The organism is Kitasatospora sp. NPDC057595 (genome assembly GCF_042800875.1).
Lineage (GTDB): Bacteria > Actinomycetota > Actinomycetes > Streptomycetales > Streptomycetaceae > Kitasatospora.
In genome coordinates this window covers 239,073-262,218 of sequence record NZ_JBHVGL010000003.1, presented here as the reverse complement: position 1 = coordinate 262,218, position 23,146 = coordinate 239,073, and the positions used below count along the sequence as shown (strand labels likewise).

Annotated in this window: 21 protein-coding genes and 3 pseudogenes; 19 read left to right on the top strand and 5 right to left on the bottom strand. The window is 71.0% G+C overall.

Translation table 11 applies throughout. The annotated features are described in order from the left end of the window. Positions 1 to 139: 139 nt before the first annotated feature. Positions 140 to 257: pseudogene (locus tag ACFU9E_RS07410) on the bottom strand (exodeoxyribonuclease III); the annotation flags it as partial. Between the two features lie 422 nt (positions 258 to 679). On the opposite strand from ACFU9E_RS07410, the gene ACFU9E_RS07405 reads away from it, so the two are divergent. From ACFU9E_RS07405 to ACFU9E_RS07365, 9 genes are read left to right on the top strand one after another with little or no spacing between them, the layout of a single operon-like run. Continuing rightward, complete coding sequence (locus ACFU9E_RS07405; protein ID WP_380679021.1) at positions 680 to 1,702, top strand: LacI family DNA-binding transcriptional regulator; 1,023 nt, start codon at positions 680 to 682, stop codon at positions 1,700 to 1,702. A gap of 5 nt (positions 1,703 to 1,707) precedes the next feature. Continuing rightward, a complete protein-coding gene (locus tag ACFU9E_RS07400) occupies positions 1,708 to 3,303 on the top strand; it encodes an FAD-dependent oxidoreductase (protein ID WP_380679042.1) in 1,596 nt (531 codons plus the stop codon). 32 nt (positions 3,304 to 3,335) lie between these two features. Continuing rightward, entirely contained in the window at positions 3,336 to 4,616 is a 1,281-nt protein-coding gene (locus tag ACFU9E_RS07395) for an ABC transporter substrate-binding protein (RefSeq protein WP_380679045.1), read from the top strand. Between the two features lie 2 nt (positions 4,617 to 4,618). Next, positions 4,619 to 5,581 (top strand): carbohydrate ABC transporter permease, encoded by a 963-nt coding sequence (locus tag ACFU9E_RS07390; RefSeq protein ID WP_380679024.1) that lies wholly within the window; start codon positions 4,619 to 4,621, stop codon positions 5,579 to 5,581. Next, positions 5,571 to 6,410, top strand: a complete 840-nt coding sequence (locus ACFU9E_RS07385; RefSeq protein ID WP_380679027.1) for a carbohydrate ABC transporter permease — start codon at positions 5,571 to 5,573, stop codon at positions 6,408 to 6,410. Before ACFU9E_RS07390 ends, ACFU9E_RS07385 begins: the two co-directional genes overlap by 11 nt. After that, entirely contained in the window at positions 6,407 to 7,459 is a 1,053-nt protein-coding gene (locus tag ACFU9E_RS07380) for an ROK family protein (protein WP_380679030.1), read from the top strand. The genes ACFU9E_RS07385 and ACFU9E_RS07380 overlap by 4 nt, the downstream gene beginning before the upstream one ends. Next, complete coding sequence (locus tag ACFU9E_RS07375) at positions 7,456 to 8,154, top strand: N-acetylmannosamine-6-phosphate 2-epimerase (protein WP_380679033.1); 699 nt, start codon at positions 7,456 to 7,458, stop codon at positions 8,152 to 8,154. Before ACFU9E_RS07380 ends, ACFU9E_RS07375 begins: the two co-directional genes overlap by 4 nt. Further along, entirely contained in the window at positions 8,154 to 9,797 is a 1,644-nt protein-coding gene (locus ACFU9E_RS07370; RefSeq protein WP_380679036.1) for a DUF4127 family protein, read from the top strand. Before ACFU9E_RS07375 ends, ACFU9E_RS07370 begins: the two co-directional genes overlap by 1 nt. A gap of 14 nt (positions 9,798 to 9,811) precedes the next feature. After that, on the top strand, positions 9,812 to 11,404 hold the full coding sequence (locus ACFU9E_RS07365) for a beta-N-acetylhexosaminidase (RefSeq protein WP_380679039.1): 1,593 nt from the start codon (positions 9,812 to 9,814) through the stop codon (positions 11,402 to 11,404). A 524-nt stretch (positions 11,405 to 11,928) separates the two neighbouring features. On the opposite strand, the gene ACFU9E_RS07360 is transcribed toward ACFU9E_RS07365, so the two are convergent. Continuing rightward, positions 11,929 to 12,069, bottom strand: coding sequence for a hypothetical protein (locus ACFU9E_RS07360; RefSeq protein ID WP_380683886.1), 141 nt, complete (start codon positions 12,067 to 12,069; stop codon positions 11,929 to 11,931). A gap of 217 nt (positions 12,070 to 12,286) precedes the next feature. Here ACFU9E_RS07360 and ACFU9E_RS07355 point away from each other — a divergent pair, with 217 nt between their 5' ends. Next, positions 12,287 to 12,781 carry a recombinase family protein gene (locus ACFU9E_RS07355; protein WP_380683887.1) on the top strand — a complete coding sequence of 165 codons (495 nt, stop codon included), beginning with the start codon at positions 12,287 to 12,289 and terminating at the stop codon, positions 12,779 to 12,781. Here the strand turns inward: ACFU9E_RS07355 and ACFU9E_RS07350 are convergent. Next, positions 12,723 to 13,334: a flavodoxin family protein gene (locus ACFU9E_RS07350; protein WP_380683888.1), complete on the bottom strand. Its 612-nt coding sequence runs from the start codon at positions 13,332 to 13,334 to the stop codon at positions 12,723 to 12,725. The genes ACFU9E_RS07355 and ACFU9E_RS07350 overlap by 59 nt on opposite strands. A gap of 222 nt (positions 13,335 to 13,556) precedes the next feature. On the opposite strand from ACFU9E_RS07350, the gene ACFU9E_RS07345 reads away from it, so the two are divergent. Further along, complete coding sequence (locus ACFU9E_RS07345; protein ID WP_380683889.1) at positions 13,557 to 14,069, top strand: MarR family winged helix-turn-helix transcriptional regulator; 513 nt, start codon at positions 13,557 to 13,559, stop codon at positions 14,067 to 14,069. 68 nt (positions 14,070 to 14,137) lie between these two features. On the opposite strand, the gene ACFU9E_RS07340 is transcribed toward ACFU9E_RS07345, so the two are convergent. After that, positions 14,138 to 15,481, bottom strand: a complete 1,344-nt coding sequence (locus ACFU9E_RS07340; RefSeq protein ID WP_380714855.1) for a cytochrome P450 — start codon at positions 15,479 to 15,481, stop codon at positions 14,138 to 14,140. Positions 15,482 to 15,717: 236 nt separating this feature from the next. Then, positions 15,718 to 17,178: a hypothetical protein gene (locus ACFU9E_RS07335; RefSeq protein ID WP_380683892.1), complete on the bottom strand. Its 1,461-nt coding sequence runs from the start codon at positions 17,176 to 17,178 to the stop codon at positions 15,718 to 15,720. A 122-nt stretch (positions 17,179 to 17,300) separates the two neighbouring features. Between ACFU9E_RS07335 and ACFU9E_RS07330 the strand changes: the two genes are divergently transcribed. The 8 genes and pseudogenes from ACFU9E_RS07330 to ACFU9E_RS07295 all read left to right on the top strand — a co-directional run. Beyond that, positions 17,301 to 17,771, top strand: coding sequence for a hypothetical protein (locus ACFU9E_RS07330; protein ID WP_380683893.1), 471 nt, complete (start codon positions 17,301 to 17,303; stop codon positions 17,769 to 17,771). A 22-nt stretch (positions 17,772 to 17,793) separates the two neighbouring features. After that, a complete protein-coding gene (locus tag ACFU9E_RS07325; RefSeq protein ID WP_380683894.1) occupies positions 17,794 to 18,411 on the top strand; it encodes a hypothetical protein in 618 nt (205 codons plus the stop codon). Between the two features lie 34 nt (positions 18,412 to 18,445). Next, positions 18,446 to 18,772 (top strand): MazG-like family protein, encoded by a 327-nt coding sequence (locus ACFU9E_RS07320; RefSeq protein WP_380683895.1) that lies wholly within the window; start codon positions 18,446 to 18,448, stop codon positions 18,770 to 18,772. Between the two features lie 81 nt (positions 18,773 to 18,853). Continuing rightward, positions 18,854 to 19,375, top strand: coding sequence for a hypothetical protein (locus tag ACFU9E_RS07315; protein WP_380683896.1), 522 nt, complete (start codon positions 18,854 to 18,856; stop codon positions 19,373 to 19,375). A 6-nt stretch (positions 19,376 to 19,381) separates the two neighbouring features. After that, entirely contained in the window at positions 19,382 to 20,866 is a 1,485-nt protein-coding gene (locus ACFU9E_RS07310) for an ABC transporter ATP-binding protein (RefSeq protein ID WP_380683897.1), read from the top strand. 67 nt (positions 20,867 to 20,933) lie between these two features. Then, positions 20,934 to 21,170, top strand: a pseudogene (locus ACFU9E_RS07305) (PIG-L deacetylase family protein); the annotation flags it as partial. A gap of 205 nt (positions 21,171 to 21,375) precedes the next feature. Next, positions 21,376 to 21,744: a CU044_2847 family protein gene (locus ACFU9E_RS07300; protein WP_380683898.1), complete on the top strand. Its 369-nt coding sequence runs from the start codon at positions 21,376 to 21,378 to the stop codon at positions 21,742 to 21,744. A gap of 4 nt (positions 21,745 to 21,748) precedes the next feature. Beyond that, a pseudogene (locus tag ACFU9E_RS07295) lies at positions 21,749 to 23,137 on the top strand (trypsin-like peptidase domain-containing protein); the annotation flags it as partial. Positions 23,138 to 23,146 lie beyond the last annotated feature (9 nt).

Below are 23,146 nucleotides of genomic sequence, written 5' to 3'. Positions count from 1 at the left end.
GTCGGCACCCGGCGCCCGCCCCGGCCCACTGGCGCCGTCGACCGGATCCCTCAGGTCCCCTGCGGGGAGCTCGTGCGGAGCACGCTGACGGCTGGTCTGCCGACGGATGAGCTTGGCAGCCCGGCTTTCTGATGGCCGGTCAGGATTTCAGGTCGTACGCCGCGGTCACCGGGGCGTGGTCGCTCCAGCGCTCGGCGGGTGTCGGCGCGCTCGGCACGGGCGCCGGTGGCGCGGGCGGCGAGGGTGGGGGCGGCGAGGGTGGGGGCGGCGAGGGTGGGGGTGGCGACCTGGAGGTCGACCGTCGTCCGTGTGCTAAGGACGGCCGACCCGCCTCGATCCCGGAGCCGCTCGGCGCCGAGTCGATGAGGGCCGGTGAACCGGCGGCCTCGGCTGCTCACGGGCGGTAGTCGGTGCAGGGGTCCGGGAGGGGATTGCCGGGGCCGGTGCGTCGCCCCACCGGACAACGGGTGAACGGACGCTTGCCACATCGGGAACACAGAGGTGGTGCAAATCGGTCGGTGTTGCGAAATGTCGACCACCCGCCTGGATTCTTCAAGATCCCTGACAAAGTCCACCAGGATCGTTGACACCGCGTAACGGCCCGAGTAGCGTCACTGATCACCGAGTTGATAATACGTATTATCAGCGAGGGCTTCAGTAGCCTCCGGAGGAGTTCCCCGTGCCAAGGATCACGCAGCGTGACATCGCTCGCCTCGCCGGCGTCAGCCAGGCGGTGGTCTCGCTCGTGCTGAACAACAGGACCGACGCGACGACCCGCATCGCCCCCGAGACCAGGCAGCGCGTCCTCGACGTGATCCGGGAGACCGGGTACGCGGCCGACCCCGTGGCCCGCCGCATGGTGCGTCAGCTCAACCAGATCGTCGGCGTGTTCACCTACGAATCGGTGTTCCCGAGCACCAGCGCCGACTTCTACTACCCGTTCCTGCGTGGCATCGAGGAGTGTGCCGAGCAGCTCAGGTGCGACCTGCTGCTGTTCACCAGCGCTCCGGTCACCGACGGGCGGCGCAAGGTGTTCCACGAGAACAACCGGCTGCGGATCGCCGACGGCTGCATCCTGCTCGGCCGGGACATACCGCACGACGAGCTGGCCCGGCTGAACCGCGAGAACTACCCGTTCGTGGCAGTCGGCCGACGCGACGACGCGGGTGGCCCGGTGCCCTGCGTGGGGGCGGACTACGCCGCCGCCACCCAGAAGCTGGTCGAGCGGGCCCGGGAGCTCGGGCACCGGGAGTTCGCCTACGTCGGGGCGGGGGAGGGAGCGGAGTCCGCCGACGACCGGATGAACGGGTTCCGCGCCGGTACCCGGGGGAGTGGCCGGCACGAGCGGACGGCCGGCCGATCCGCGGGGGAGACCCTGGACGCGCTGCTCGCCGCCGGGGTGACCACCGCCGTGGTCGAGGGCTACGCCGACGGGGTCGCGCTGATCCGGGCGGCCCGGGAACGAGGCGTCGACGTGCCCGGTGACCTGTCGGTCGTGGTGACCGGAGTACCGGCCGAGGCGGCGGACGCCGACATCGCGAGCACCGGCTTTCGCATTCCGCGCCGGGAGATGGGCTGGCAGTCGGTGGAACTCCTCGCCGCCTTACTGGAGGACCGGTCGACCACCACGCTCCAGCGGCTTCTGCCGTGCCACTTCGTCGAGGGGCAGACCCTCGGCGAACCGAGAAAGGACCGTTCTTGACCGAGATACGCAGCGACGTGCTGGTGGTCGGCGGAGGGCTGGGCGGCGTCGCCGCGGCGCTCGCCGCCGCCCGCGCCGGCCGGACCGTGGTGCTGACCGAGGAGTTCGACTGGATCGGCGGGCAGCTCACCAGCCAGGCAGTGCCGCCGGACGAGCATTCCTGGGTGGAGCAGTTCGGCGTCACGGCCGGCTACCGGGCCCTGCGCGACGGCATTCGCGACTACTACCGCCGGCACTACCCGCTCACCGAACGGGCCAGGGCCCGCCTCGAACTGAACCCCGGCGGGGGCTGGGTGAGCAAGCTCTGCCACGAACCGCGGGTCGCGGTGGCGGTCATCGAGGCGATGCTCGCGCCCTACCGCGCCAGCGGGCGGCTCACCGTCCTCCAGCCGTACCGGCCGACCGCCGCCGACACCGACGGCGACCGGGTGACCGCGGTGACCCTGACTCACCGCGACACCGGTGAGAAGGTCCACGCCACCGCCTCCTACGTGCTGGACGCCACCGAGACCGGCGACCTGCTGCCGCTCACCGGCACCGAGTACGTCACCGGCTTCGAGTCCGCCGCCGACACCGGCGAGCCGAGCGCCCCGCAGGTCGCCCAGCCGCTCAACATGCAGGCCGTATCGGTGTGTTTCGCCATGGACCACGTCGACGGCGACCACACCATCGACAAGCCCGCGGACTACGACTTCTGGCGGTCCTACCAGCCCGAGGTGTGGGGCGGACCGCTGTTGTCCTGGCAGTACCCGCACCCCAGGACGCTGGAGCGCGTCGGGCACGACTTCAGCCCCAACCCCAGTGACGACCCGCTGGCGGTCAACGCCGACCAGCGCGTCAATCCCGGCAACGCCAACCTGTGGACGTTCCGCCGGATCGCCGCCCGAGGCACCTTCACCGACGGCGCGTACCCCAGCGACATCACCCTGGTCAACTGGCCGATGATCGACTACCTCGAAGGCCCGGTCCTCGACGTCCCCGACGCCGCCGAACACCTGCGCCGGGCCAGGGAGCTGAGCTTCGCCTTCCTGTACTGGATGCAGACCGAGGCGCCCCGCCCGGACGGCGGCACCGGATTCCCGGGGCTGCGGCTGCGCGGCGACATCACCGGCGGCACGGACGGCCTGGCCCAGGCCCCGTACATCCGCGAGGCGCGCCGGATCAAGGCCGACTACACCGTCGTCGAGCAGGACCTCTCGCTCGCCGTCCGCGGGGAGCGGGGCGCCGTGCGGTACCCGGACTCCGTCGGCCTGGGCATGTACCGGATCGACCTGCACCCCTCGACGGGCGGCGACACCTACATCGACGTCGGCTGCAGCCCGTTCGAGATCCCGCTCGGCGCGCTTCTTCCGCAGAGGGTCGAGAACCTCCTGCCCGCCGGCAAGAACATCGGCACCACCCACATCACCAACGGCGCCTACCGGGTCCACCCGGTCGAGTGGAACATCGGGGAGGCCGCCGGCGCGCTCGCCGCCTTCTGCCTCGATCACGGCACCCGCCCCCGCTCGGTCCGGGAGAACCCCGAACTGCTCTCGGCCTTCCAGGACCAGCTCACCGCGGCCGGCGTCGAACTGCGCTGGCCCGACATCACGGGCTACTAGGCCTCCACGCACCACCGAGGGAGAACACCATGATGATACGAAGAGGGCTGGCCACGGTCGCCGCCGCGATGTCCGCAACGCTGGTCCTGGCCGCGTGCGGTGGAGAGGGCTCGGGGGACGACAAGGGTCCGGTGACCCTGCGGATGACGGTCTGGACGTCCAACAAGCCGCACCTGCAGCTCTTCAACGAGATCGCCGCCGAGTACATGAAGTCCCACCCCGAGGTCAAGGACATCAAGTTCGACCCGCTGCCGTCCGAGACCTACAGCACGGCGCTCACCACCCAGATGACCGGCGGCAACGCCCCCGACCTCGCGTGGGTCTTCGAGAAGGACGCGGCCGACTTCGTCAGCTCCGGGGCCCTGGTGCCGCTCGACGACACCCTGAAGCAGACCGACGGCTACCAGTACGACGACCTGATCCCGAGCACCACCAAGCTCTGGAAGAGCGACGGCAAGCTGTACGCGTACCCGTTCTCCACCTCGCCGTTCGGTGTCTTCGTCAACCGCGACCTGCTGAAGGCGGCCGGCCAGGAGACCCCGGACCAGCTCATCAAGGCGGGCAAGTGGGACTGGACGACCGCGCTCGCCGAGGGCGCCGAGGTGCACCGCTCCACCGGCAAGGCCGGCATCGTGATCCGTGACTTCGAGTACAAGGACTGGGGCAACGCGGCCACCTTCTGGGGCGGCTGGAAGGCCGAGCCCTGGAGTACCGACGGCAAGACCTGCACCTTCGACAGCCAGCCGATGGTCGACGCGATGACCGCCCTGCACAAGGGGATCTTCGAGGACAAGGCGATGCCGGGCCCCGGCGAGTCCGCCGACTTCTTCACCGGCGACGCGGCGATGACCATCACCCAGATCAGCCGGGCGTCACTGCTGGAGAGCGCCAAGTTCGACTGGGACCTGGTGCCGCTGCCGGCCGGACCGAGCGGCGACTACTCGGTGATCGGCCAGGCCGGCATCGGCGTGGTCAAGCGGGGTGGCCACACCAAGCAGGCCAAGGACTTCCTCGCCTACTTCACCAACCCGCAGAACTCCGCCAAGCTCGCCGCCTACTTCCCGCCGCCCCGGGAATCCCAGCTCACCGCGGAGAACCTGGCCAAGACCAACCCGCTGCTGAAGAACGACCAGCTCGAAAGCGTGGTCGTCAGCGGCGTCAAGAAGGGTGTGGTCAAGCCGGGCCACGCCGGCCAGGCCGAACTCGCCCAGCGCGTCCGCGCCGGACTGGACCCGCTGTGGCAGCCGAACGCCGACGTCAAGGGCGTTCTCGGCGACCTGTGCAAGAACATCTCCCCGCTGCTGGAGAAGTGACCATGTCCGTCTCCCCGCGAACAGCGGTGGCGGACCCGTCCAAGAGCGGGTCCGCCACCGCGGGGCAGCCGCCGCGACGTCCGTTCTGGACCCGGCGCCGACGTGACCAGCTCGCCGGTCTCGCGTTCATCGCGCCCCAGCTCCTCGGCAGCGCCGTCTTCGTGCTGCTGCCCATCGCCCTCGTCTTCCGGTACAGCCTGCATGAGTGGAACGTGCTGGCCGGCGACTTCCACTACACGGGCGGCGACAACTACACCCAGCTGCTGGACGACGCCAACCTGCCCCAGGTACTGAAGTCCACGGCCCTGTTCTCGGTCGGCCTGGTGGTGCTCAACCTCGGCCTGGCCCTCCTGCTCGCCGTCCTGCTCAACCAGAAGCTGCGCGGAATGACGGTGTTCCGCACGCTGTTCTTCTCTCCCGTCGTGGTGTCGCTGGTCGCCTGGACCATCGTGTGGGGCTTCCTGCTCCAGAACAACGGCGGCATCAACGGCCTGCTGCACACCGTCGGCATCGACGGACCCAACTGGCTGCGCGGCGAGGGCACCGCCATGTTCTCGGTCATCGTCGTGCAGGTGTTCAAGAACGTCGGTCTGAACATGGTGCTGTTCCTGGCCGCGCTCCAGGGCGTGCCCAAGGAGCTGTACGAGGCGGCCCGGGTCGACGGGGCCGGCGCGTGGATCCGGTTCCGGTCCATCACCCTGCCGCTGATCAGCCCGACGATCCTGCTGACCTCGGTGATCACCATTGTGGGTTCGCTCCAGGTGTTCGCGCAGATCGCGGTGCTCACCCAGGGTGGCCCGAAGCTGTCCACCACCGTGCTCGTCTACTACCTCTACCAGCAGGCTTTCCAGTTCCATCACTTCGGCTACGGCGCGACCCTGTCCATCCTGCTGCTGCTGGTCGTGTTGGCGCTCACCGTGTTGCAGTGGCAGATGCGCAAGAGGTGGGTCTTCTATGAATCGTAAAATCCCGCTGCGCGCCCGAGTCGCCCTGTACGGCCTGCTCTGTGTGCTCGCGATCCCCTTCGTCTTCCCGACCTGGTGGATGGTGACGTCGTCGTTCAAGCCCATCGGCGACATCTTCTCCTACCCGCCGCAGCTCTTCCCGAGCAACCCGACGCTCTCGGCCTACCGGGAGGTCTTCGACGGGCGCCCGTTCGTCCAGCAGTACGTCAACAGCCTCTACATCGCCGCGTTGGTGACGGCGGGGACGATGATCGTGTCCTCGCTCGCCGGGTACGCCTTCGCCCGCATCAAGTTCCGTGGCCAGAACGCGCTGTTCCTGGTGGTGCTGGTGGGCCTGCTCATCCCGAGCGAGGTCACCATCGTCCCGCTCTTCCAGATGTTCAACGACCTCGGCCTGATCAACACCCACTGGCCGCTGATCCTGGTGCCGGTCCTCGGCGCGCCGAGCGTCCTGGCCACGTTCATCATGCGGCAGTTCTTCATCAGCCTGCCCAACGAACTGGAGGAGGCCGCCCGGATCGACGGCATCGGCTACTTCGGCACGTTCTGGCGGATCGCCCTGCCGCTGGCCAGGCCGGCGCTCGGCGCCGTCGCGATCTTCACCTTCCTGCAGAGCTGGAACCTCTACCTGGAACCGGTGGTGTACCTCTCCTCGCCGGAGAAGTTCACCCTGCCGCAGGCGCTCACCCAGTACGTGGACTCCTACGGCGGGGCCATGTGGAACGTCCAGCTCGCCGCGGCGTCGCTGACCGCGATCCCGGTGCTGATCGTGTTCGTCATCGCCCAGAAGCAGTTCATCGAGGGCCTCGCCCATACGGGGCTGAAGTGAACGCCACACTCGGCATCGACATCGGCGGCACCAAGACGCTGGCGGCCCTCGTCGGACCCGACGGCGCCGTGCTCGACCAGGCACGAGCCGACACCCCGGCCGCGCAGGGCCCGGACGCGGTGCTGGAGACCGCCGCCGACCTGGCCCGGCGGCTCGGCGGCGCCGGTCCGGTCGGCGTCGGCGCGGCGGGTCTCATCGACCCGGCCACCGGTGTCGTCCGGTACGCCACCGACTCGCTGCCCGGCTGGGCCGGGACACCGGTGGCCGATGCGCTGGCCCGGCGCATCGGCCGGCCCGTCGTGGTGGACAACGACGTCAACGCCGCTGCCCTCGGCGAGAGCTGGGCCGGGGCCGCCCGCGGTCACGCACATGTGCTGCTGGTCGCGGTCGGCACCGGCCTCGGCGGCGGCCTGGTCCGCGGCGGCGCGGTCGACCACGGGGCGCGCGGCGGCGCCGGAGAGACGGCTCATCTTCCGGCTCCGGACGCCGACAGGCTGACCTGCGGCTGCGGGCGCACCGGACACCTGGAGGGCGTGGCCTCCGGCACCGGTCTCGCCCGCGCCTATCGGCTGCGCACCGGGGCGGACGTGACCGGCCGCGAGGTCGCCGCCCGCTGCGCCGCCGGCGACCCGGCCGCCGTGGAGGTCCTCGCCACCGCCGGCCACGCGCTCGGCCGGGCCCTCGCGGGACTGGTGGCGCTGCTCGATCCGCAGACGGTGGTGGTGGCCGGAGGCGCCGGCCGAGCGCTGCTGCCGTACGCCCGAAGCGCGTATGCCGCCGAGCGGCTGCCGGTCCACGCCGACGTGACGCTGGTCCCGGCCGCGCTCGGTGACGCGGCGGTCGCCGTCGGCGCGGCCCGGGCGGCGATGACCCGGCGGGCCACGTTCCTGCCGTCCGGTCCGAGGTCGTCCGGTCCGAGGTCGTCCGATCCGAGGTCTGCCGGTCCTGGGCGGGTCGATCCCGGGTCTGCTGGTCCCGGTCCTGCCGAACCCGGCAGCCGGCCGCGGTCGGTCACCTTCCCGCACACCACCGAAACGGAGCCCCAGTGAACGTTCTCGACACCCTCCGCGGTGGCCTGGTGGTCTCCTGCCAGCCGCTGCCGGACGAACCCGCCGACCCGATGCGCGACGCATCCGTGCAGGCGAGGGTCGCCGCCGCCGCGGTCCTCGGCGGCGCGGCCGGCATCCGCGCCAACGCCCCCGAGGACATCGCCGCCGTACGCGCGGCGGTGGACGTGCCGGTCATCGGCCTGTGGAAGGACGGCTCCGGGCCGGTCGTCATCACGCCGACCGGCAGGCACGCCCGAGCCGTCGCGCAGGCCGGGGCGCACCTGGTCGCCATCGACGCCACCGACCGTTCGCGGCCCGAACCGTTCGCGGCCGTCGTCGCCGCCGCGCACGCCGCCGGCGCCCTCGTCCTGGCGGACGTGTCCACCGAGGCGGAGGGACAGGCCGCGGCCGACGCCGGCGCCGACGCCGTCGCCACCACGCTCTCCGGCTACACCTCACACACCCCGAAGACCCCGGGGCCCGACCTCGGCCTGCTGGAACGCCTGGTCACGCGGCTGTCCGTTCCGGTCATCGCCGAAGGCCGCTACCGCACAGCGGAAGACCTGCGACGCGCCTACGCCGCAGGGGCACACGCCGTGGTGGTGGGCAACGCCATCACCTCACCCCTGTACCTGACCAGGGAACTGGCCCGGTCAGTTCCCGCTCACGCCGACGCGAACGGAGTGCACCCCTGATGAGAAGACGTACAGTCCTTACTGCTGGAGCCGCCGTCCTGGCCGCCCCGCTGCTGGGCCTCACCCCGCAGGCAGCCGCCGCGGCCTCACGTCCGAGCCGCCGGATCGCCCTCGTCCCTCTCGACGACCGGCCCGTCAACGTCTACTGCCCGACCATGACCGCCGCCGTCGCCGGCGTCGACCTCGTTCTGCCGCCGCGCAAGACCCTCGGCCGCTTCTTCCAGCCCGGGGACGGCGCGGCCGTCGCCCGCTGGCTGGGCTCGGCCGGCGCCGACGAGTACGTGATCTCGGTGAGCATGCTCGCCTACGGCGGCCTGATCGCCTCCCGCACGGGCACGCCCACTCTTGAGTCGGCGCGGGCCAACATCGCGGCGATCCGGGCACTGCGGGCGGCCCGGCCGAGCGCGCAGATCGTGGTCCACGACACCATCCAGCGCCTCGCGTTGACCCCAGGCAACCCCGACCTCGAACAGTACGTGGCCGCGCTGGTCGAGTGGGCCAAGCTGTACGACCAGGTGGAGAACCTCGGCCGGGAAGAGCTGCGGCCCCGGCTCACGGCAGTGCGGGCCACCATCCCGGACGCGGTGGTCGACGACTACCTGAGGGCGCGGGCCCGCAACCACGAGGTCAACCGGCAGATGGTCGAGTGGGTCGCCGACGGCACCATCAGCCATCTGGTGCTCTCCGAGGACGACACCGCCCCGGTGGGCCTCGCCCGGGCCGAACGCGTCGAGCTCGAAAAGCTGGTCGAGCAGTTGGGGGTCGGCCGGCGGGTCGAGGTCTTCCCCGGCGCGGACGAGGTCGACGCGCTGCTGGTCGCCCGGCTGATCGCCGCGGGCACCTCGCCCACCTACCGGGTGGAGTACGCCGGGATCTCCGGCGAGCAGTGGACGGCGGAACTCGAAGGCATCCCGTTCGCGGAGAACATCCGCCGGCACGTGAAGTCCGTCGGCGGCACCGTCGTCGACGGCCGCGCCGACCTGGTGCTCATGGTCAACACCCCTTCGGCGAACAAGGACCAGCGGCCGGCCGACCTCGCCGCGTTCGCCCGTCGGGTCGCCGGGCTGACGGCGGCCGGGGAGTCGGTCGTCGTGGTGGACCCGATCTTCGTCAACCGTGCCGACCACGACCTGGTGGCCGAGCTGGAGCAGCGCGTCGACCTGGCCGCGCTGCTGTCGTACTCCGGCTGGAACACCGGTGGCAACGCCCTCGGTCTGGCCCTGGCCCATGGCACCGCTCGCTGGGCCTTCCTGAAGCGCTCGACCAGCGGAATGGGGGTACCGGCGCTGACCGACCCGGGCCGGGCGCACGCGGAGTACCTGCTCTACCGGTTCGTCAAGGACGACCACTGGAAGAACGTCCTCCAGAAGGCCGCCTACGCGGAGGCCAGGTCCAAGGGGTGGAACCCGTTGAACCTGACGGCCGAGCAGAAGGCTGTCTTCGACAGCTGGGTCCAGGACCGTCTCGCCCCGGTGACCCGCCAGTACTTCACCGACCACTTCGCCGGCCACCACCTCGTCCTCGGCTACCGCGGTGCGACCACCCGCACCGCCAAGCTCGCCGCCGTCGGTGACATCCACATCGAACTGCCTTGGGACCGCCTTTTCGAGGTGACGCTCGAACCCCACCTCACCCTGGCCTGAGCGGAGTACGAACGATGCAGCACAGTCCCCGCCGCCGCAGTGTCCTCATCGCCGGCGCCGTCGGTCTCGCCGGTGCCGTCCACCTCACCTCCCCCGCCGTCGCGGCTCCCGGTCGCACCGCGCCCGTCACGCCGCCCGCGCCCGCGCTCATCCCCAAGCCCCGCTCGCTGAGGATGACCGGCGGCCGTCCGTTCGAGATCACCGCCGACACCGCCGTCGTGGTGCGCCACCCGGCCCCCGAGGCCCGCCGCACGGCCGAGTACCTCGCCACCTGGCTGCGCCGGGCCACGGGCCATGCCGTCCCGGTGGTCACCTCCGGCGGCACCCCGCAGGCCATCACCCTGGCCGTCGACGACGAGACCCCTTCCGCCGAGGGCTACCGCCTCGACGTGACCCACGGCGGCGTCCACCTGCGCGCCGCCGAGCCGGCCGGTCTCTTCCACGCGACGCAGACGCTGCGCCAGCTGCTTCCCGCCGCGGCGGAGTCCGGCACCCCGCACGCCGGACCGTGGACCATCTCCCCCCTGCACATCGAGGACGCGCCGCGGTTCCCCTGGCGCGGGTCCATGCTCGACGTGGCCCGGCACTTCTTCACCGCCGACGAGGTGAAGAGCTACATCGACATCCTCGCCCTGTACAAGATCAACCGCCTCCACCTGCACCTCAGCGACAGCCAGGGCTGGCGCCTGGAGATCAAGAGCTGGCCCCGCCTGGCCACCTACGGCGGCTCCACCGAGGTCGGAGGCGGCCCCGGCGGCTACTTCACCCAGCGCGAGTACGCGGACATCGTCCGCCACGCCGCGGAACGCCACATCATGGTGATCCCCGAGATCGACATGCCCGCCCATGTCAACGCGGCCCAGGCCAGTTACGCCGAACTCACCTGCGACGGTGTGGCACCGCCGCTCTACACGGGCGAGAAAGGCATTCCCAACTCGCTGTGCATCGACAAGGACGTCACCTACCGGTTCGTCGATGACGTCCTCGGCGAACTCGCGGACCTCACCCCCGGTCCCTACCTGCACATCGGCGGCGACGAGGCGCTGGCGACCGCACCCGAGGACTACCGCCTGTTCATCAGCCGCGTCCAGCAGACCGTGCACGGCCTCGGCAAGCGGATGGTCGGCTGGGAGGAGGTCGGCCTCGCCGACATCGCCCCCAGCACCGTCGTCCAGTTCTGGGCCAACGCCGCGAAGGCCCGGGGCGCGCTGGCCCAGGGCGCCACGCTCGTCCTCTCGCCCAGCAAGAAGGCGTACTTCGACATGAAGTACGACGCCAACACGCCGATCGGGCACGACTGGGCCGGCTACACCGACGTCCAGGACGGCTACACCTGGGACCCGGTCACCTACATCCCCGGCGTCACCGAGAGCCAGGTGCACGGCGCCGAGGCCGCGCTGTGGACGGAGCGGGTGGCGACGTTCGAGGAGGTGCAGTACATGACGCTGCCGCGGCTCCCCGGCGTCGCGGAGATCGGGTGGTCGCCGGTCGAGGGGCGGGAATGGGAGGAATACCGGGTACGGCTTGCCACGCACGCGCCGCGGTGGTCCGGGCTCGGGTGGCACTACCACCGATCGGTGGAGGTGCCGTGGGGGGTGACCCGGTGATCGGGTGACTGCTGCCGGACATGGCTGTGTCTGGCTCCGCAGGTTCGCCCGACTTCCGGCGCCGGCTGGTCCGGGCCGCCGGCACCGCGCCCGTAATCGCACCGAGCCCGGCGGTGGCCGCCGGGCTCGGTGCGCGGCCGTCAGGTGCGGTCGCGACCTGGACGGCGGACGTCACTCGTCGGTGATCATCCTCCACGCCTCCCGGAACAAGGTCTTGCCGGCTTCGACGCACACCCCGCGCAGGAAGGCGCGGCGCAGCGGTGCCACGTCGGCAGGGTCCTCGGGGTGCTCGGAGAGCGGGACGGGGCGGGGCGGGACGCGGCATCGGCCGGTCGGTGGGTCGGCTCCGGGACGGACGGGTTCTCCCGCGGAGACGGTGACACGGCGCGGCTCCAAGGGGCTTCGGGGCAAGGGCAGCGGTAGCCGAACAGGTCGGGGAGCTGTGGGCGCGCGCCCTCACCCAGGAGACGGGACCAGCCGCGACCCCGCTCCCGTCCGCCGGGCAAGGGCCGTCGACCGGCGGATCACGGCGGTTCTTCCAGCACCTGCTGGACCACCACACCGAGAAGTTCGCGGGCCGCGACCACGAGGTCGGCGCCATCCGCGAGCACATCGCCGGGCACGACCGCGGATAGGTCTTCGTCGACGGGTGCCTCGGTTTCCACGAACTCCTGCTCACGGGCAGGACGTCGTTGCGGGAGATCCCGCTGCCACCGTCCGGGCAGGCACCAACATGGGATTCCGCACCGCTGGAGGCGGTCCGCAACTGGGGCCGACTACTGCGCGCCGCCTGCGTCGAGCCGGTGCGGGACGGGAACCGGCTGTCCTTCCGGGCCGTCGAAGACGAGCAGGTCCTCGCCGTGTCCTCCGGCGAGGTGCGCAATGCCTTTGGTGCCGGTTCGGGCGGTGGCGGGTTCGCGTGTGTCGGACACGCACGGGGACGAGGGCAAGGTCTCGCACCTGGTGCAGGCGGAGTCGGCGACCCGGCACGCGCTGGCGAAGGAGTGGGAGATCGTCGGGTCGTTCGAGGACCTGGACGTCTCCGCGGAGGTCACTCCGTGGAAGCGCCCGGACCTGGGCCCGTGGCTGACCGAGCGCCAGGGTGAGTGGGACGCGTTGGTGTGGGCGAAGGTGGACCGGGCGTTCCGCTCGGCCAAGGACTGCGCGGACGTGGGCCACCTGGGCGGAGGGGAGCCACGCGGTCGCGGGGCCCTCCTCCGCCCAGTGGGGCGGTCGTTCGTGCGGTGCCGGTGGTGTCGGGGTGGGCCGTCGCGCAGCCCAGACCGCGCGTGCGCGAGCCGTCCCGGCCTCGGCCATGTCAGACCGCGGCCGCTTCGAGCTCGGTGGCGGCGCGGCCGCGCAGCTGGACGTGGATGACCTCGGCGACCCGGCGGCCCAGCGCCTCGGCGGTGCGCAGGTCGCTGGCGGACGGGGTGACCTCGGGGCTCTCGTCGTTGTTGGACTGCGACATGGCGCCGAGCCAGCTGCCGAGGCGGTTGATGTCCTCGGTGCTGCCGGTGGAGGTGTTCCAGCCGCCGTACTCGGCCAGGCCGACCCAGATCATGCCGTGCTGCGCCGCGAACAGCGCGATGTTGATCAGGGTGTGCAGCTTGTCGCCCGCCATGTTGCCGCTGTTGGTGAAGCCCGCGGCGATCTTGTTCTTCCATTGCATGTTGTCGCCCCAGACCTGGGACGTCGCCTCGACGAAGGTGCGGAAGACCGCGCTGGAGCCGCCCATGTAGGTGGGCGAGCCGAAGATGATCGCGTCGGCCTCGGCCAGGGTCTGCCACAGCTCGTCGGTCAGCTCGGCGAGCGAGACCAGCTGCACCGTGGTGTCTTCGACCTTGCCGGCGCCGGCGGCGACCGCTTCGGCCTGCTTGGCGGTGTGGCCGTACCCGCTGTGGTAGGCGACGGCGATTCGAGCCTGCATGATCACTCTCCGATTGCACCAATACTTCACAAGAAAGCTATGTGAAAAGCTTTCGCCTGGGATTGAACATAGCGCCCTCCGCCGTGGTGGGCAACAGGAGTGGTGGGAGCGATGGAGAAGAGGTCCGTGCCTCTTGAGATAGCTTTGCGCCGAGCTACCCTGGAGAGCCCCGCCCGGTCGAGGCACCGAGGGCGAGGGCGAGAGAGAGCAAGGAGGACGGCCGTGTCCGAACCGGACCACGTCGACGACATCATCTCGGCCTGGCACGTCCAACTGCCCGAGATCGCAGGCCTTCCGCTGGAGCTGGCCAAGCGCAGCGCGCTGCTGACCGCTGCCTTCGACGAGGTCGCGGCGCGCGAGCTGGACCGCCTCGGGATGACCCAGGCCGAGTACGGAGTGCTCGCGGTGCTGCGGCGGGTGGGTGAGCCGTACCGGCTCAAGCCCACCGAACTGACCAACGCGCTGCTGCTGTCCTCCGGCGGCACGAGCAACGTGCTCAAGCGCCTGGCCGGGGCCGGACTGGTCACCCGCGAGGCCGACGACGGGGACGGCCGCAGCTCCTGGGTGCGCCTCACGCCCCGGGGGGTCGAGGTCGCCGAGGACTCCGTGCGCGCGGTGACCGCGGCGCACGCTCGGATCGTCGCCCGGATCCCCGAGGCGGAGGCGGAACTGCTGAACCGCATGCTGCGGGACGCGCTGGCCGCCGTCGAGGAGGGCGTGCTCGTCCGCAGGTGAGCCGCAGCCGCAGCTCCTCGGCCCGGCAGGCCCGGGTGCGGCAGGCCCGGTCGGCGGCGGAGGCGTGGCTAGCGCGCGGCGGTGACAGGGACGGGGAGCATGGGCAGGCGGGTGGGGAAGTGGATGGCCAGTGCGGTGGAGCGCACCGGCCCGGTGCCGGCCGGGGTCAGGTGCCAGTGGCGGGTCACGGTGGCGAGGATCGTGATGATCTCGTTGACGGCGAACGCGGAGCCGATGCAGCGGTGCGGGCCGGCGCCGAAGGGCAGGAAGGCGCGCCGCGCTTCGACGGTGGGCTCGATCCACCGGTCCGGGTCGAACCGTTCGGGCGCGGGGAAGAACGCCGGGTCGTGGTGCAGGACGTAGGGGCTCCACAGCATCAGCGTCCCCGCCGGGACACGGTGCCCGCCCAGGTCGAGGTCGGCGTGCGGGGAGCGGGTGAACAGGAACGCCGGCGAGTGGAACCGCAGCACCTCGTGGACCAGGCGGGGCAGGTAGTCGAGGCGGGTGATGGCCTCGTACGTCACCGGGCCGTCGCCGAGGACGTCGTCGAGTTCGGCCTGTACCTTCCCCGCGACCTGCGGAAGGGATCCCAGGACGTGGAACAGCCAGGCCAGCGTGCGGGCGGTGGTCTCGGACCCGACCGCGAGCAGCCCGGCGCACTCGTCGTGGATCTGGGCGTCCGTCATCCGCTCTCCGCTCTCCTCGTCCCGTGCGTCCAGCAGCATGGACAACAGGTCGCCGTGCCGAACCCCGGTGGCACGGTAGTCGGCGATGATCCGGTCGATCACCGCGTGCATATCGCGCAGCGACCGCTCGTAGCGCCGGTTGGTGGGCAGCGGGAGCCGGAACGGCAGCTGCGAGGGGAACAGGGCCCGCATGGCGACACCGGTGGCCACCGTCGGCATCGACCGCATCGCCACCGCGGCGGCCTCCTCCGCCACTCCCGGCGCCGAGAACAGACACACCGTCACCGCTGCGGCGCTGATCCTGAACATCTCCTGGTCGACCGCGATGGTGCGGCCGGCGTGCCAGCGCGCCGACATGTCCTGCGCGACGTCGCGGACGAGTTCGGTGTAGGCGCCGAACCGCGAAACCGAGAACGCCGGCCGCAGCAGCCTCCGTTGACGTTTGTGGAAGTCCCCTTCCGAGGCGACGATGCTGTTCCCGGTGACCGCCCTTCCCCGTTCGAACAGGGCGCCCTTGTTGAAGTCGTGATTGCGGGTCACCAGGACTTCCCACACCGCCTCGGGACTGACCAGGAGATGCGCCCGCTGGGGTCCCAGCCGCAGCACGGCCACGTCACACGTTCCCGCCAGGGAGGACAGGAACGCCAGCGGCCGGCGCCACAGTTCCCACGCGTGCCCCAACAGCGGAAGGGCACCGGGGGCATCGAGCACCCTCGATCGATCCATCATTCGAACTCCAGAAGTGTCGGACGACGTGATCTCCGGCCCGCTGCACACCCCCGGCAGGCGCGGTTCAGGCACGCCGGGAACCGGCGCTCAAAGGCACCGGACACCGGCGGTGCGGGTGCCCGCCACCGGGGCGTGCGCCGGTTGAAGCCGGTTGAAGCCGGTTGAACGGGATGACACGGCGGTTGGGGCCAGCGGGAGGCGGTGTGGCCGTGGCAGGCGAGCGCAAGAGGGGATCAGCAGAGCAAGGGGGACCATTCGCCGGTCGGTCCGGTGTAGCGGGACGAGGGGTCCGCCGCCCACCAGAGGCGATCGAGCGAGGCGAGGATCGAGTAGGTGCCGAGGGTGTTCAGGCAGCGGCAGTCGGTGTACTTGGTGCGGTAGGCCGCCTCGATGAGGGGGACTCGCTGCTGCCAGGTGGCGGTGTCGTAGCCGCGGCATCCGGGGCAGTTCCGGAAGTGGACCAGGCAGGTGTGGAGCAGGTGGTCGTAGCGGGCTCTGTCCTGGCAGCGCGAGCGCAGGTCGTAGTCGTCGGGGGTGGGGCTGGGCGGCAGAGGGTTGAGGGTGTTGAGTACGGGGTCGCCGTAGGGGTCGACCTCGGCTCGCTTTCGGCGGGCGGGGGTGGTCAGGTGGTCGAGGAGGACGTCGGCTTGGTAGCGCGCCATGTAGACCTGCCAGACCAGCAGCCGCCCTGCGATGTGCAGGGCCCAGTCGGCACCTCGGTCGATGGCCCAGGCCCAGACATCGGTGCAGAACCGGCGGACCATGTCGACACTTTCCACGCCGGTGTGGGCGGCGGTGAAGGTGAGGGCGTTGTAGTACTCGTTGGCGATGTTGTCGTGGCGGCGGTCACAGGCATCGTGCGTCACCACGGCGGCCAGCGCGACCGCGTCGATGGTGTTGTCGTCTCCGGTGAGTGGGCCCTGCTCGTGGCGGGCTTGGAGGGTCAACGCTCGGATCGCGGCGTTGATCACGCGGTATCGGACGGTGCGGAGCTCGTCGTCGGGGAGACGAAGCCGTTCGGCCTTGGGGTGGAGGACATCGGCGTAGATGGCTTGGGTTGACGCCAGCCAGGCGTCCATGATCTTGCGTTCCTCGCCGTCGGCTGCGTGGTCGTGGTGGACGTGGTTGATGTACTCCACGACGCGTTGTGCGCAGATGTCGAGGGTCTCGGGCATCTGTTCGGCGAAGTGGTAGTAGTCGGCGAAGGAGTCGAACAGGCTGACGGAGCAGGATCCGTGCACGCACTCCCGGCACAGCCGGTTGTTGTCGACGAGGCACCAGGCGTACCCGTAGGTCTGTTCGGCCACTGCGTGCCAGAAAGGGGTGTCGGGTGCCGGGATCGTTTCGGTCATGGCCCGCAGCAGCGCCGTGCCACGGGCGGCGAAGCCGCGGCGGCGTGGGGCGTCCAGGGCGAGGGGAAGGCCGGGGAAGTCCTTCAGGGCCCGGGTCTTGGCCAGGTTCTCTTCGAGGGGGATGCCTTTCATGTGGGAGTCGTAGGTGCCGACCGGATTGCGGCTGTCGAACAGCCGGGTTCCCACAGTTGGGTTCCAGCTCTTCCTGAGATCGGGAATGCGTCGCATGTCGGCGGCGAGGCGGCTCGCGGTCAGCCCGTCGGGCCGGAAGAGGTCCGGTCCGTACAGAGCGGTGGCGATGGCGGAGTCTCCTCGTTCGTGGAGGTGCCCTGCTGTGCCCATGAGATGTCGTCCCCAGCGTGGTCGTTGCACCCCGTACACCTTCAGGAGAGTTCTCTCCAGTCGTGGCATCGTCAATCTCGCGGAATCACAGGGGCGCGAGTGTCCGGCGTAAGGTCCGCGACATGACGACCACCACCAGCGACGCCCCCTCCGCCGACGAGCTGCGCAACAAGCTCGCCGACAGCCTCACCGCCAAGAACACCATCCGCACACCCGCGGTCTTGGCCGCGATCCGCACCGTTCCGCGCCACCTGTTCGTCCCCGGCGTCCCCCTCGCGCAGGCGTACGCCGACGACGCGGTGTACACGAAGACCGACGCCACCGGCGCCTCGGTCAGCGCCGCCTCCCGGCCGACGATCGTCGCGATGATGCTGGATCAGCTGGGGATCCAGCCCGGCGACAGGGTCCTGGAACTGGGGGCGGGAACCGGCTACAACGCAGCCCTGATCGGCGCCCTGGCGTCGCGGCCGAGATCACCGCGTGGGACGCCGGCTTCCGCGAGCGCACCGTGCACTTCGCCATCCCGGCCGCCGTGCCGGACGCCGCCCCCGCCCGGGGGCGCTTCGTCCTCGAGCGACGGTCCACCCCGATGACCGTCACCTGGGAGTAGCAGCCGTGGACCCCGTCGGACCCCTCGCCCGCCGCTTCCCCCTCGTCGCCCGGACCCGCCCCGTCTGCACCCCGCTGGAGCGGCGCGTCGCGGACCTTGCCGTCCGGGCCCGCAAGGCCGGGCACGAGCGCGACCTCGCCGAGGCCGCGCTCGTGCACAACCGGGCGGCACTGCTGACCTCCGACGCGGGTCTGCCCGGCCTGGCGCGCACCTGGTGCCACCGCCAGGCGAACGCGCACCTGCGCTCCCACCCACCCGTCACCACCTGCCTGGCCCTGCTGTGCACCGACCACGACCGCGACCGGGCCCGGCTCCTGGCCCACTACCGCAACCTGGACCTCGCCCACCCAGGCCTCGACGTCTTCACCACCCGCCTCGCGCTGTCCGCCATTGACGCGGCAGGCGGGATCGACACACCGCAGGTCTACCCCGTCGCCGTCGAACTGATCGACCGCACCCTCGCCCGACCCGACGGCTACACCGAAAAGATCATCGACGACCTGGCCGGCGGCTGGCGACGGCAACCCCCAGGTCAGCGGCCCTGCCGTCGAGCCGCGCCGGAACGGCCGGGGATCGAAAAGAGCCGGGCTCGCCGGGAACCGCCAGATTCCAAATCGGCTTGATTGCCCCATTCGAACAGCGACAGGATTCTTGCCCATGGAAGAGACCTGGAAAATCGTCAACTCCCTTGCAACCGCGCTCGACAAGCACTTCGACCGCAGTGACGAGCTTCGCTGGACCGTCCAGGCCCTCAAGCTCCAGGAAGAGGCCGGGGAAGTCGCGGAAGCCGTCATCGGGGCACTCGGCGCCAACCCCCGCAAGGGCTTCTCCCACGACTGGGACGACGTGCGCAAGGAGACTTGCGACGTGGCGCTGTCCGCCCTCGTGATGCTCGCCCGGATGGGCGGCGACCCCCGCCGGTTCTTCGACGAACACCTGCGCCAGGTCGCCGCCCGCGATACGAGCGGCAGCGCACCGGCCTGAGCACCCAAGCCGCAGCCCGGGGGGAGTCCGCCCCCGTCCCCGGGCTCCACACCGCGCCCACCCGCTGACGGAAGGACCCGGATGAGCAGTAGGCCGAACAGCGCCGAGGAGGTCTCCGACAGCGAGCAACTGCTGTTCGGGGGGCCGATGAAGTACGACTACGGCTGGGCCAAGCACGAGATGGCCAGCGGGGAGGTGACGTTCTGGTCGGTGGCCCGGCAGATGCCGCGGTTCCTGCGGCTGGCCGGCCGGATGGCGTGGCAGGCCGACCCGCGAGCCCTGGTCGCCCTCGTCGGCGCGGAGGTGCTGCGCGGCCTCGCGGCGGCTGCCGCGCTGATCGCGACCAACCGCGCCCTGACCGCGCTCCTCGCGCCCGGTGAGGTCAGGCACGTCCTGCGTGCCGCAGTTCCGGCGGTCGCCGCCGTGGGGCTCTTGGCCGCGCTCTCCTCGGTCCTGTCGGTGGTATCCGGCTGGGCGGGCGGGACGTTGGAGCCCGCCGTGTTCCGCCGCGCGACGATGGAGTTCCTGGGGATCGTCAGCCGGTCCGAGCTGGAGGCCATTGAGGACCCGGAGTTCCTCGCAGAGGTCGACAGCGCCCGCTAGGGCGCGATGTCCCTGCAGAACATCATCGGCCAGGCAACCTCCGTCCTGACCGCGGGCCTGTCCCTGATCTCCGCAGCCGGTGTGCTGTCCCTGCTCCACCCCGCGATGCTGCCGATGCTGGTGCTGATCACCGCGCCGCGCGGCTGGGGCGCGGTGCTCACCGCGCGGCGCCAGTACGCCTCCACCCGGGCATGGCTCCAGCACTCCCGGGCCAGCAACGCGTTGGCCGACATGATGATCCGCCCCTACTCCGCGGCCGAGCAGCGCGTTCACGCGAGCGGCCCGTTCCTGCTCCACCACTACGGTCGGATGGCCGAGTCCGCCGAACAGGAGCAGGCCCGCCTCGCCGGTGCCCGTGCCCGCACCGACCTGCTCACCGCCACGCTGGCCGGTATCGCGACGACCGGCGCGTTCGCCCTGCTCGGCTGGCTCGTGCTGAACGGTTCGATCCCGCTCGCCGCCGCCGGCACGGCCGTGGTGGCCATCCGGACCGGATCGGCGAGCATCGGCGGCCTCGTCTCCCAGGTCAACCGCCTCTACGAGGAGTCGCTGTTCGTCCGCGATCTCGACCAGCTGCGGCGCGAGGGCCACCGCCGGGCGATCCCCACTGGGGGAACACCGTTGCCCGAGCGCCCGGAGACGATCACCGTCGAGAACATCACCTTCAGCTACCCCGGCCGCGACACCCCGGCACTGGACAACGTCAGCCTCACCATCCCGCGCGGGAAGGTGGTGGCTCTCGTCGGGGCGAACGGATCGGGCAAGTCGACGTTGGCCAACATCCTGTGCGGCGTCTACCAGCCCCACCAGGGGCGGGTGCTGTGGGACGGCATCGACACCGCGACCGCCGACCGCCACGAGCAGTTCCGCTCCGTGGCCCTGCTCGCACAGAACTTCCAGCGGTGGATCTTCACCCTGCGGGCCAATCTGCTGCTGGGGCGGCCCGAAGTCCCCCTCGAACAGAAGCACCTGGACACTGCCGCCGACTACGCCGACCTCCAGCCGGTGATCGAAGAACTGCCCCGCGGATGGAACACTCTCCTCGCCAAGGGCTTCGAGGGCGGTGTCCAACTCTCCGGCGGGCAGTGGCAGAAGGTAGCCCTGGCCCGCACCCGCCTGCGCCTGACCACACCCGACACCGCCAACCGCCTGCCTGCGCTGGTCGTCGTCGACGAACCCACCTCCGCCCTCGACCCGCAGGCAGAGGTCGAAGCGTTCGAGCAGATCCGCCAGCTCACCGACCTGGGTATCACCGTCATTCTGATCACCCACCGCCTCGGCGCGACGGCGAAGGCCGACCAGATCTTCGTCCTCGACCACGGCCGGCTCTTGGAGGAGGGCAGCCACGCCGACCTCATGGCCCGCCGGCCCGCAACCCGGTACCGGGCGGCGTATCTGCTGCAGGCCCGCCAATACGACACCGACATCCCCCACCAGCGCGACACCGACCCGGCACAGGACACGCCGGCCCCCGCCCCGGAACCTTCCTGACCCCGCCGGGTGGGAACCCACCCGCCTCCACCATCTCCTCGGCCACACCACGACGAAGAGGACCTCCGTGCTACAGCCATCCGCCCTGCTCGCCGTCGTCGCCCATCCGGACGACGAGGCGCTCCTCGCCGGCGGGGTCCTCGCCCGGCACACCGCGCGCGGCGCACGGACGGCGGTGGTCACCGCCACCTGGGCCCCGGACACCCAACGCGCCGCCGAACTCGCCGACTCCCTGGAGATCCTGGGCGCGGGCCAGCCGAGGATGCTCGGCTACGCCGACCACCGCGTTCCGGAGTCCGTACCCGATGAGTGCGGCGACGCCCTCCCCGGGGCGGCGAACCTTGATGCGGGCGTCCACCACGTCCTCCTGCCCTTCGTTGGCGGACCTGTCCCACCTCGATCCGGACGGATGCCCTTTCTTTGGTTCATCCGTTCTCTCGGTGCCGCCACCTTGCCGCGAGTAGCTTGTCGGTGTGGCCGCCAGGGGAAAGCGGCAGGGGAGGGAACTGATGGGGCAGCAGTTGGCGCGAGTGCCGCTTGACGGCGGGGGCTCGGTCCTGGTCGAGGCCGCAGACGGCGCGATCGGGCCGGTGAAGGCGGGCCGGGTCGGCGATGCGATCCGTGAGCTGCCGACAGGGTTGAGCGCCGCCCTGGAGCCGGTCAGCGATCTGGCCCGCACTGTGCTGGCGCGGTTGCGCGATGCGGGGCCGGCGGAGCTGGAGGTCGAGTTCGGGGTCGATCTCGCCACGGAGGCAGGGGTCGTGATCACCAAGACGGCCGCGAACTGCCATCTGACCGTGAAGCTGACATGGCGCAGGGAAGACGTCGACGCCGACACCGGTCCTATCCGCGCACCGGGCGCCGCGGCGGCGGACTGATCCCGTGGATGCCCGGCGTGGCCCCCGCACTCCCGATGTGCTGACCGCCGCGGTCGCCCAGATCCGCGACGGGGACGGGACGGTGCTGGGAACGGGCTTCCTGATCGCCGAGAACCTGCTGATCAGCTGCGCACACGTCCTGGACGACGGTGGTTACGGTCCCGGGGACGTGGTGCAGCTGGTCTTCCCACGCCTGCCTGGTACCCCGGCGCCGACGGGCCGGGTCCTGGAGGAGGGGTGGCGCGACCGACGGGAGGAGGACATTGCCCTGGTCCTGCTGGACGACGTGCCGGTGGGCACGGCCCCGCTCGTGCTGGGATCTGCGGTGGGCTGCCGTGGGCACCGGGTCCGCTCGCTCGGCTTCCCCATCCAGGCCCCGCCAGGCGGGCACTTCGGCTCGGCCGAAGTCGTCGGGCTCCTGCCGGCAGCCGACCGGACCGGTGATCTGCTGCAGCTGACCGGTGCCAACGACCTGACCACCGGGTTCAGCGGCGGGCCCGTCCTCGACGAGGCGACCGGCCTGGTGGTCGGCATGGTCACCGCGATAACAGCGCCTGACGGCCGCGGCCGGGGTCAGGGAATCGCCTACGCCACACCAACCGAAGTGCTGCGGGGGGCTCGGCCCTCGCTCAAGGTGGGCGATGTATCGCCGTACCGCGGGCTGGAGGCGTTCGCCGCCGAGCATGCCCGCTGGTTCCGAGGCCGTGAGGAGGCGGTGCGCCAGGCCGTGGCGATGCTGGGGGGCGGGCCGCGGGTGGTGCTGCTCCTCGGGCCTTCGGGAGCGGGCAAGTCCTCCCTGGTCCAGGCAGGGGTGCTTCCCGAGCTGGCTGGCGGGGCGGTTCCGGGCAGCAAGCGTTGGCGCCGGACGGTCGTACGGCCCGGCCCCGACTTGCAGGCTGCCCTTGAACAGGCCGGACTGCCCGTGGACGCCGACGCAGGCGACGGGGCGACTCCGGCCGGCCGACTGGAGGCCGGCCCGGCCCATGAGCGCGTGGTGCTCGTCGTGGACCAGTTTGAGGAACTCCTCGCATCCACGAACGGTCCCCGGACGAAGGCCCTCGCAGCACTCACCTCCCTCGCTGGGGCGATCCTGTCCACCATCCCCGCACCCGACGTGGTCCTCGTCCTCGTCATGCGCGACGACTTCTACCCCCGGCTGTCCGCCCTGGCCCCCGAACTGCTGCAGGCCGCGTTGGACGGGCGTGGCGTGCTCAATGTGCCCGCCATCCTGACGAGTACGGAACTGACCGCGATCGTCACTGGGCCCGCCGGCGACCTGAAGGTCGACTTCGAAGCGGGGCTGGCACAGCGGATCGTCTCCGACGTCCTGGCGCTCAACCCCAGCACTGCAGCCGGCCTTGAGGCCCCGATCACCGTGCTGCCACTTCTGGGAGTCGCGCTC

Coding starts and splice junctions, on each gene's coding strand:
- ACFU9E_RS07340 (WP_380714855.1), bottom strand. CDS start 15,481: ATGGATCGATCGAGGGTGCTCGATGCCCCCGGTGCCCTTCCGCTGTTG.
- ACFU9E_RS07350 (WP_380683888.1), bottom strand. CDS start 13,334: ATGCAGGCTCGAATCGCCGTCGCCTACCACAGCGGGTACGGCCACACC.
- ACFU9E_RS07355 (WP_380683887.1), top strand. CDS start 12,287: ATGCCTTTGGTGCCGGTTCGGGCGGTGGCGGGTTCGCGTGTGTCGGAC.
- ACFU9E_RS07370 (WP_380679036.1), top strand. CDS start 8,154: ATGAGAAGACGTACAGTCCTTACTGCTGGAGCCGCCGTCCTGGCCGCC.
- ACFU9E_RS07310 (WP_380683897.1), top strand. CDS start 19,382: ATGTCCCTGCAGAACATCATCGGCCAGGCAACCTCCGTCCTGACCGCG.
- ACFU9E_RS07335 (WP_380683892.1), bottom strand. CDS start 17,178: ATGGGCACAGCAGGGCACCTCCACGAACGAGGAGACTCCGCCATCGCC.
- ACFU9E_RS07395 (WP_380679045.1), top strand. CDS start 3,336: ATGATACGAAGAGGGCTGGCCACGGTCGCCGCCGCGATGTCCGCAACG.
- ACFU9E_RS07315 (WP_380683896.1), top strand. CDS start 18,854: ATGAGCAGTAGGCCGAACAGCGCCGAGGAGGTCTCCGACAGCGAGCAA.
- ACFU9E_RS07390 (WP_380679024.1), top strand. CDS start 4,619: ATGTCCGTCTCCCCGCGAACAGCGGTGGCGGACCCGTCCAAGAGCGGG.
- ACFU9E_RS07300 (WP_380683898.1), top strand. CDS start 21,376: ATGGGGCAGCAGTTGGCGCGAGTGCCGCTTGACGGCGGGGGCTCGGTC.
- ACFU9E_RS07330 (WP_380683893.1), top strand. CDS start 17,301: ATGACGACCACCACCAGCGACGCCCCCTCCGCCGACGAGCTGCGCAAC.
- ACFU9E_RS07385 (WP_380679027.1), top strand. CDS start 5,571: ATGAATCGTAAAATCCCGCTGCGCGCCCGAGTCGCCCTGTACGGCCTG.
- ACFU9E_RS07320 (WP_380683895.1), top strand. CDS start 18,446: ATGGAAGAGACCTGGAAAATCGTCAACTCCCTTGCAACCGCGCTCGAC.
- ACFU9E_RS07365 (WP_380679039.1), top strand. CDS start 9,812: ATGCAGCACAGTCCCCGCCGCCGCAGTGTCCTCATCGCCGGCGCCGTC.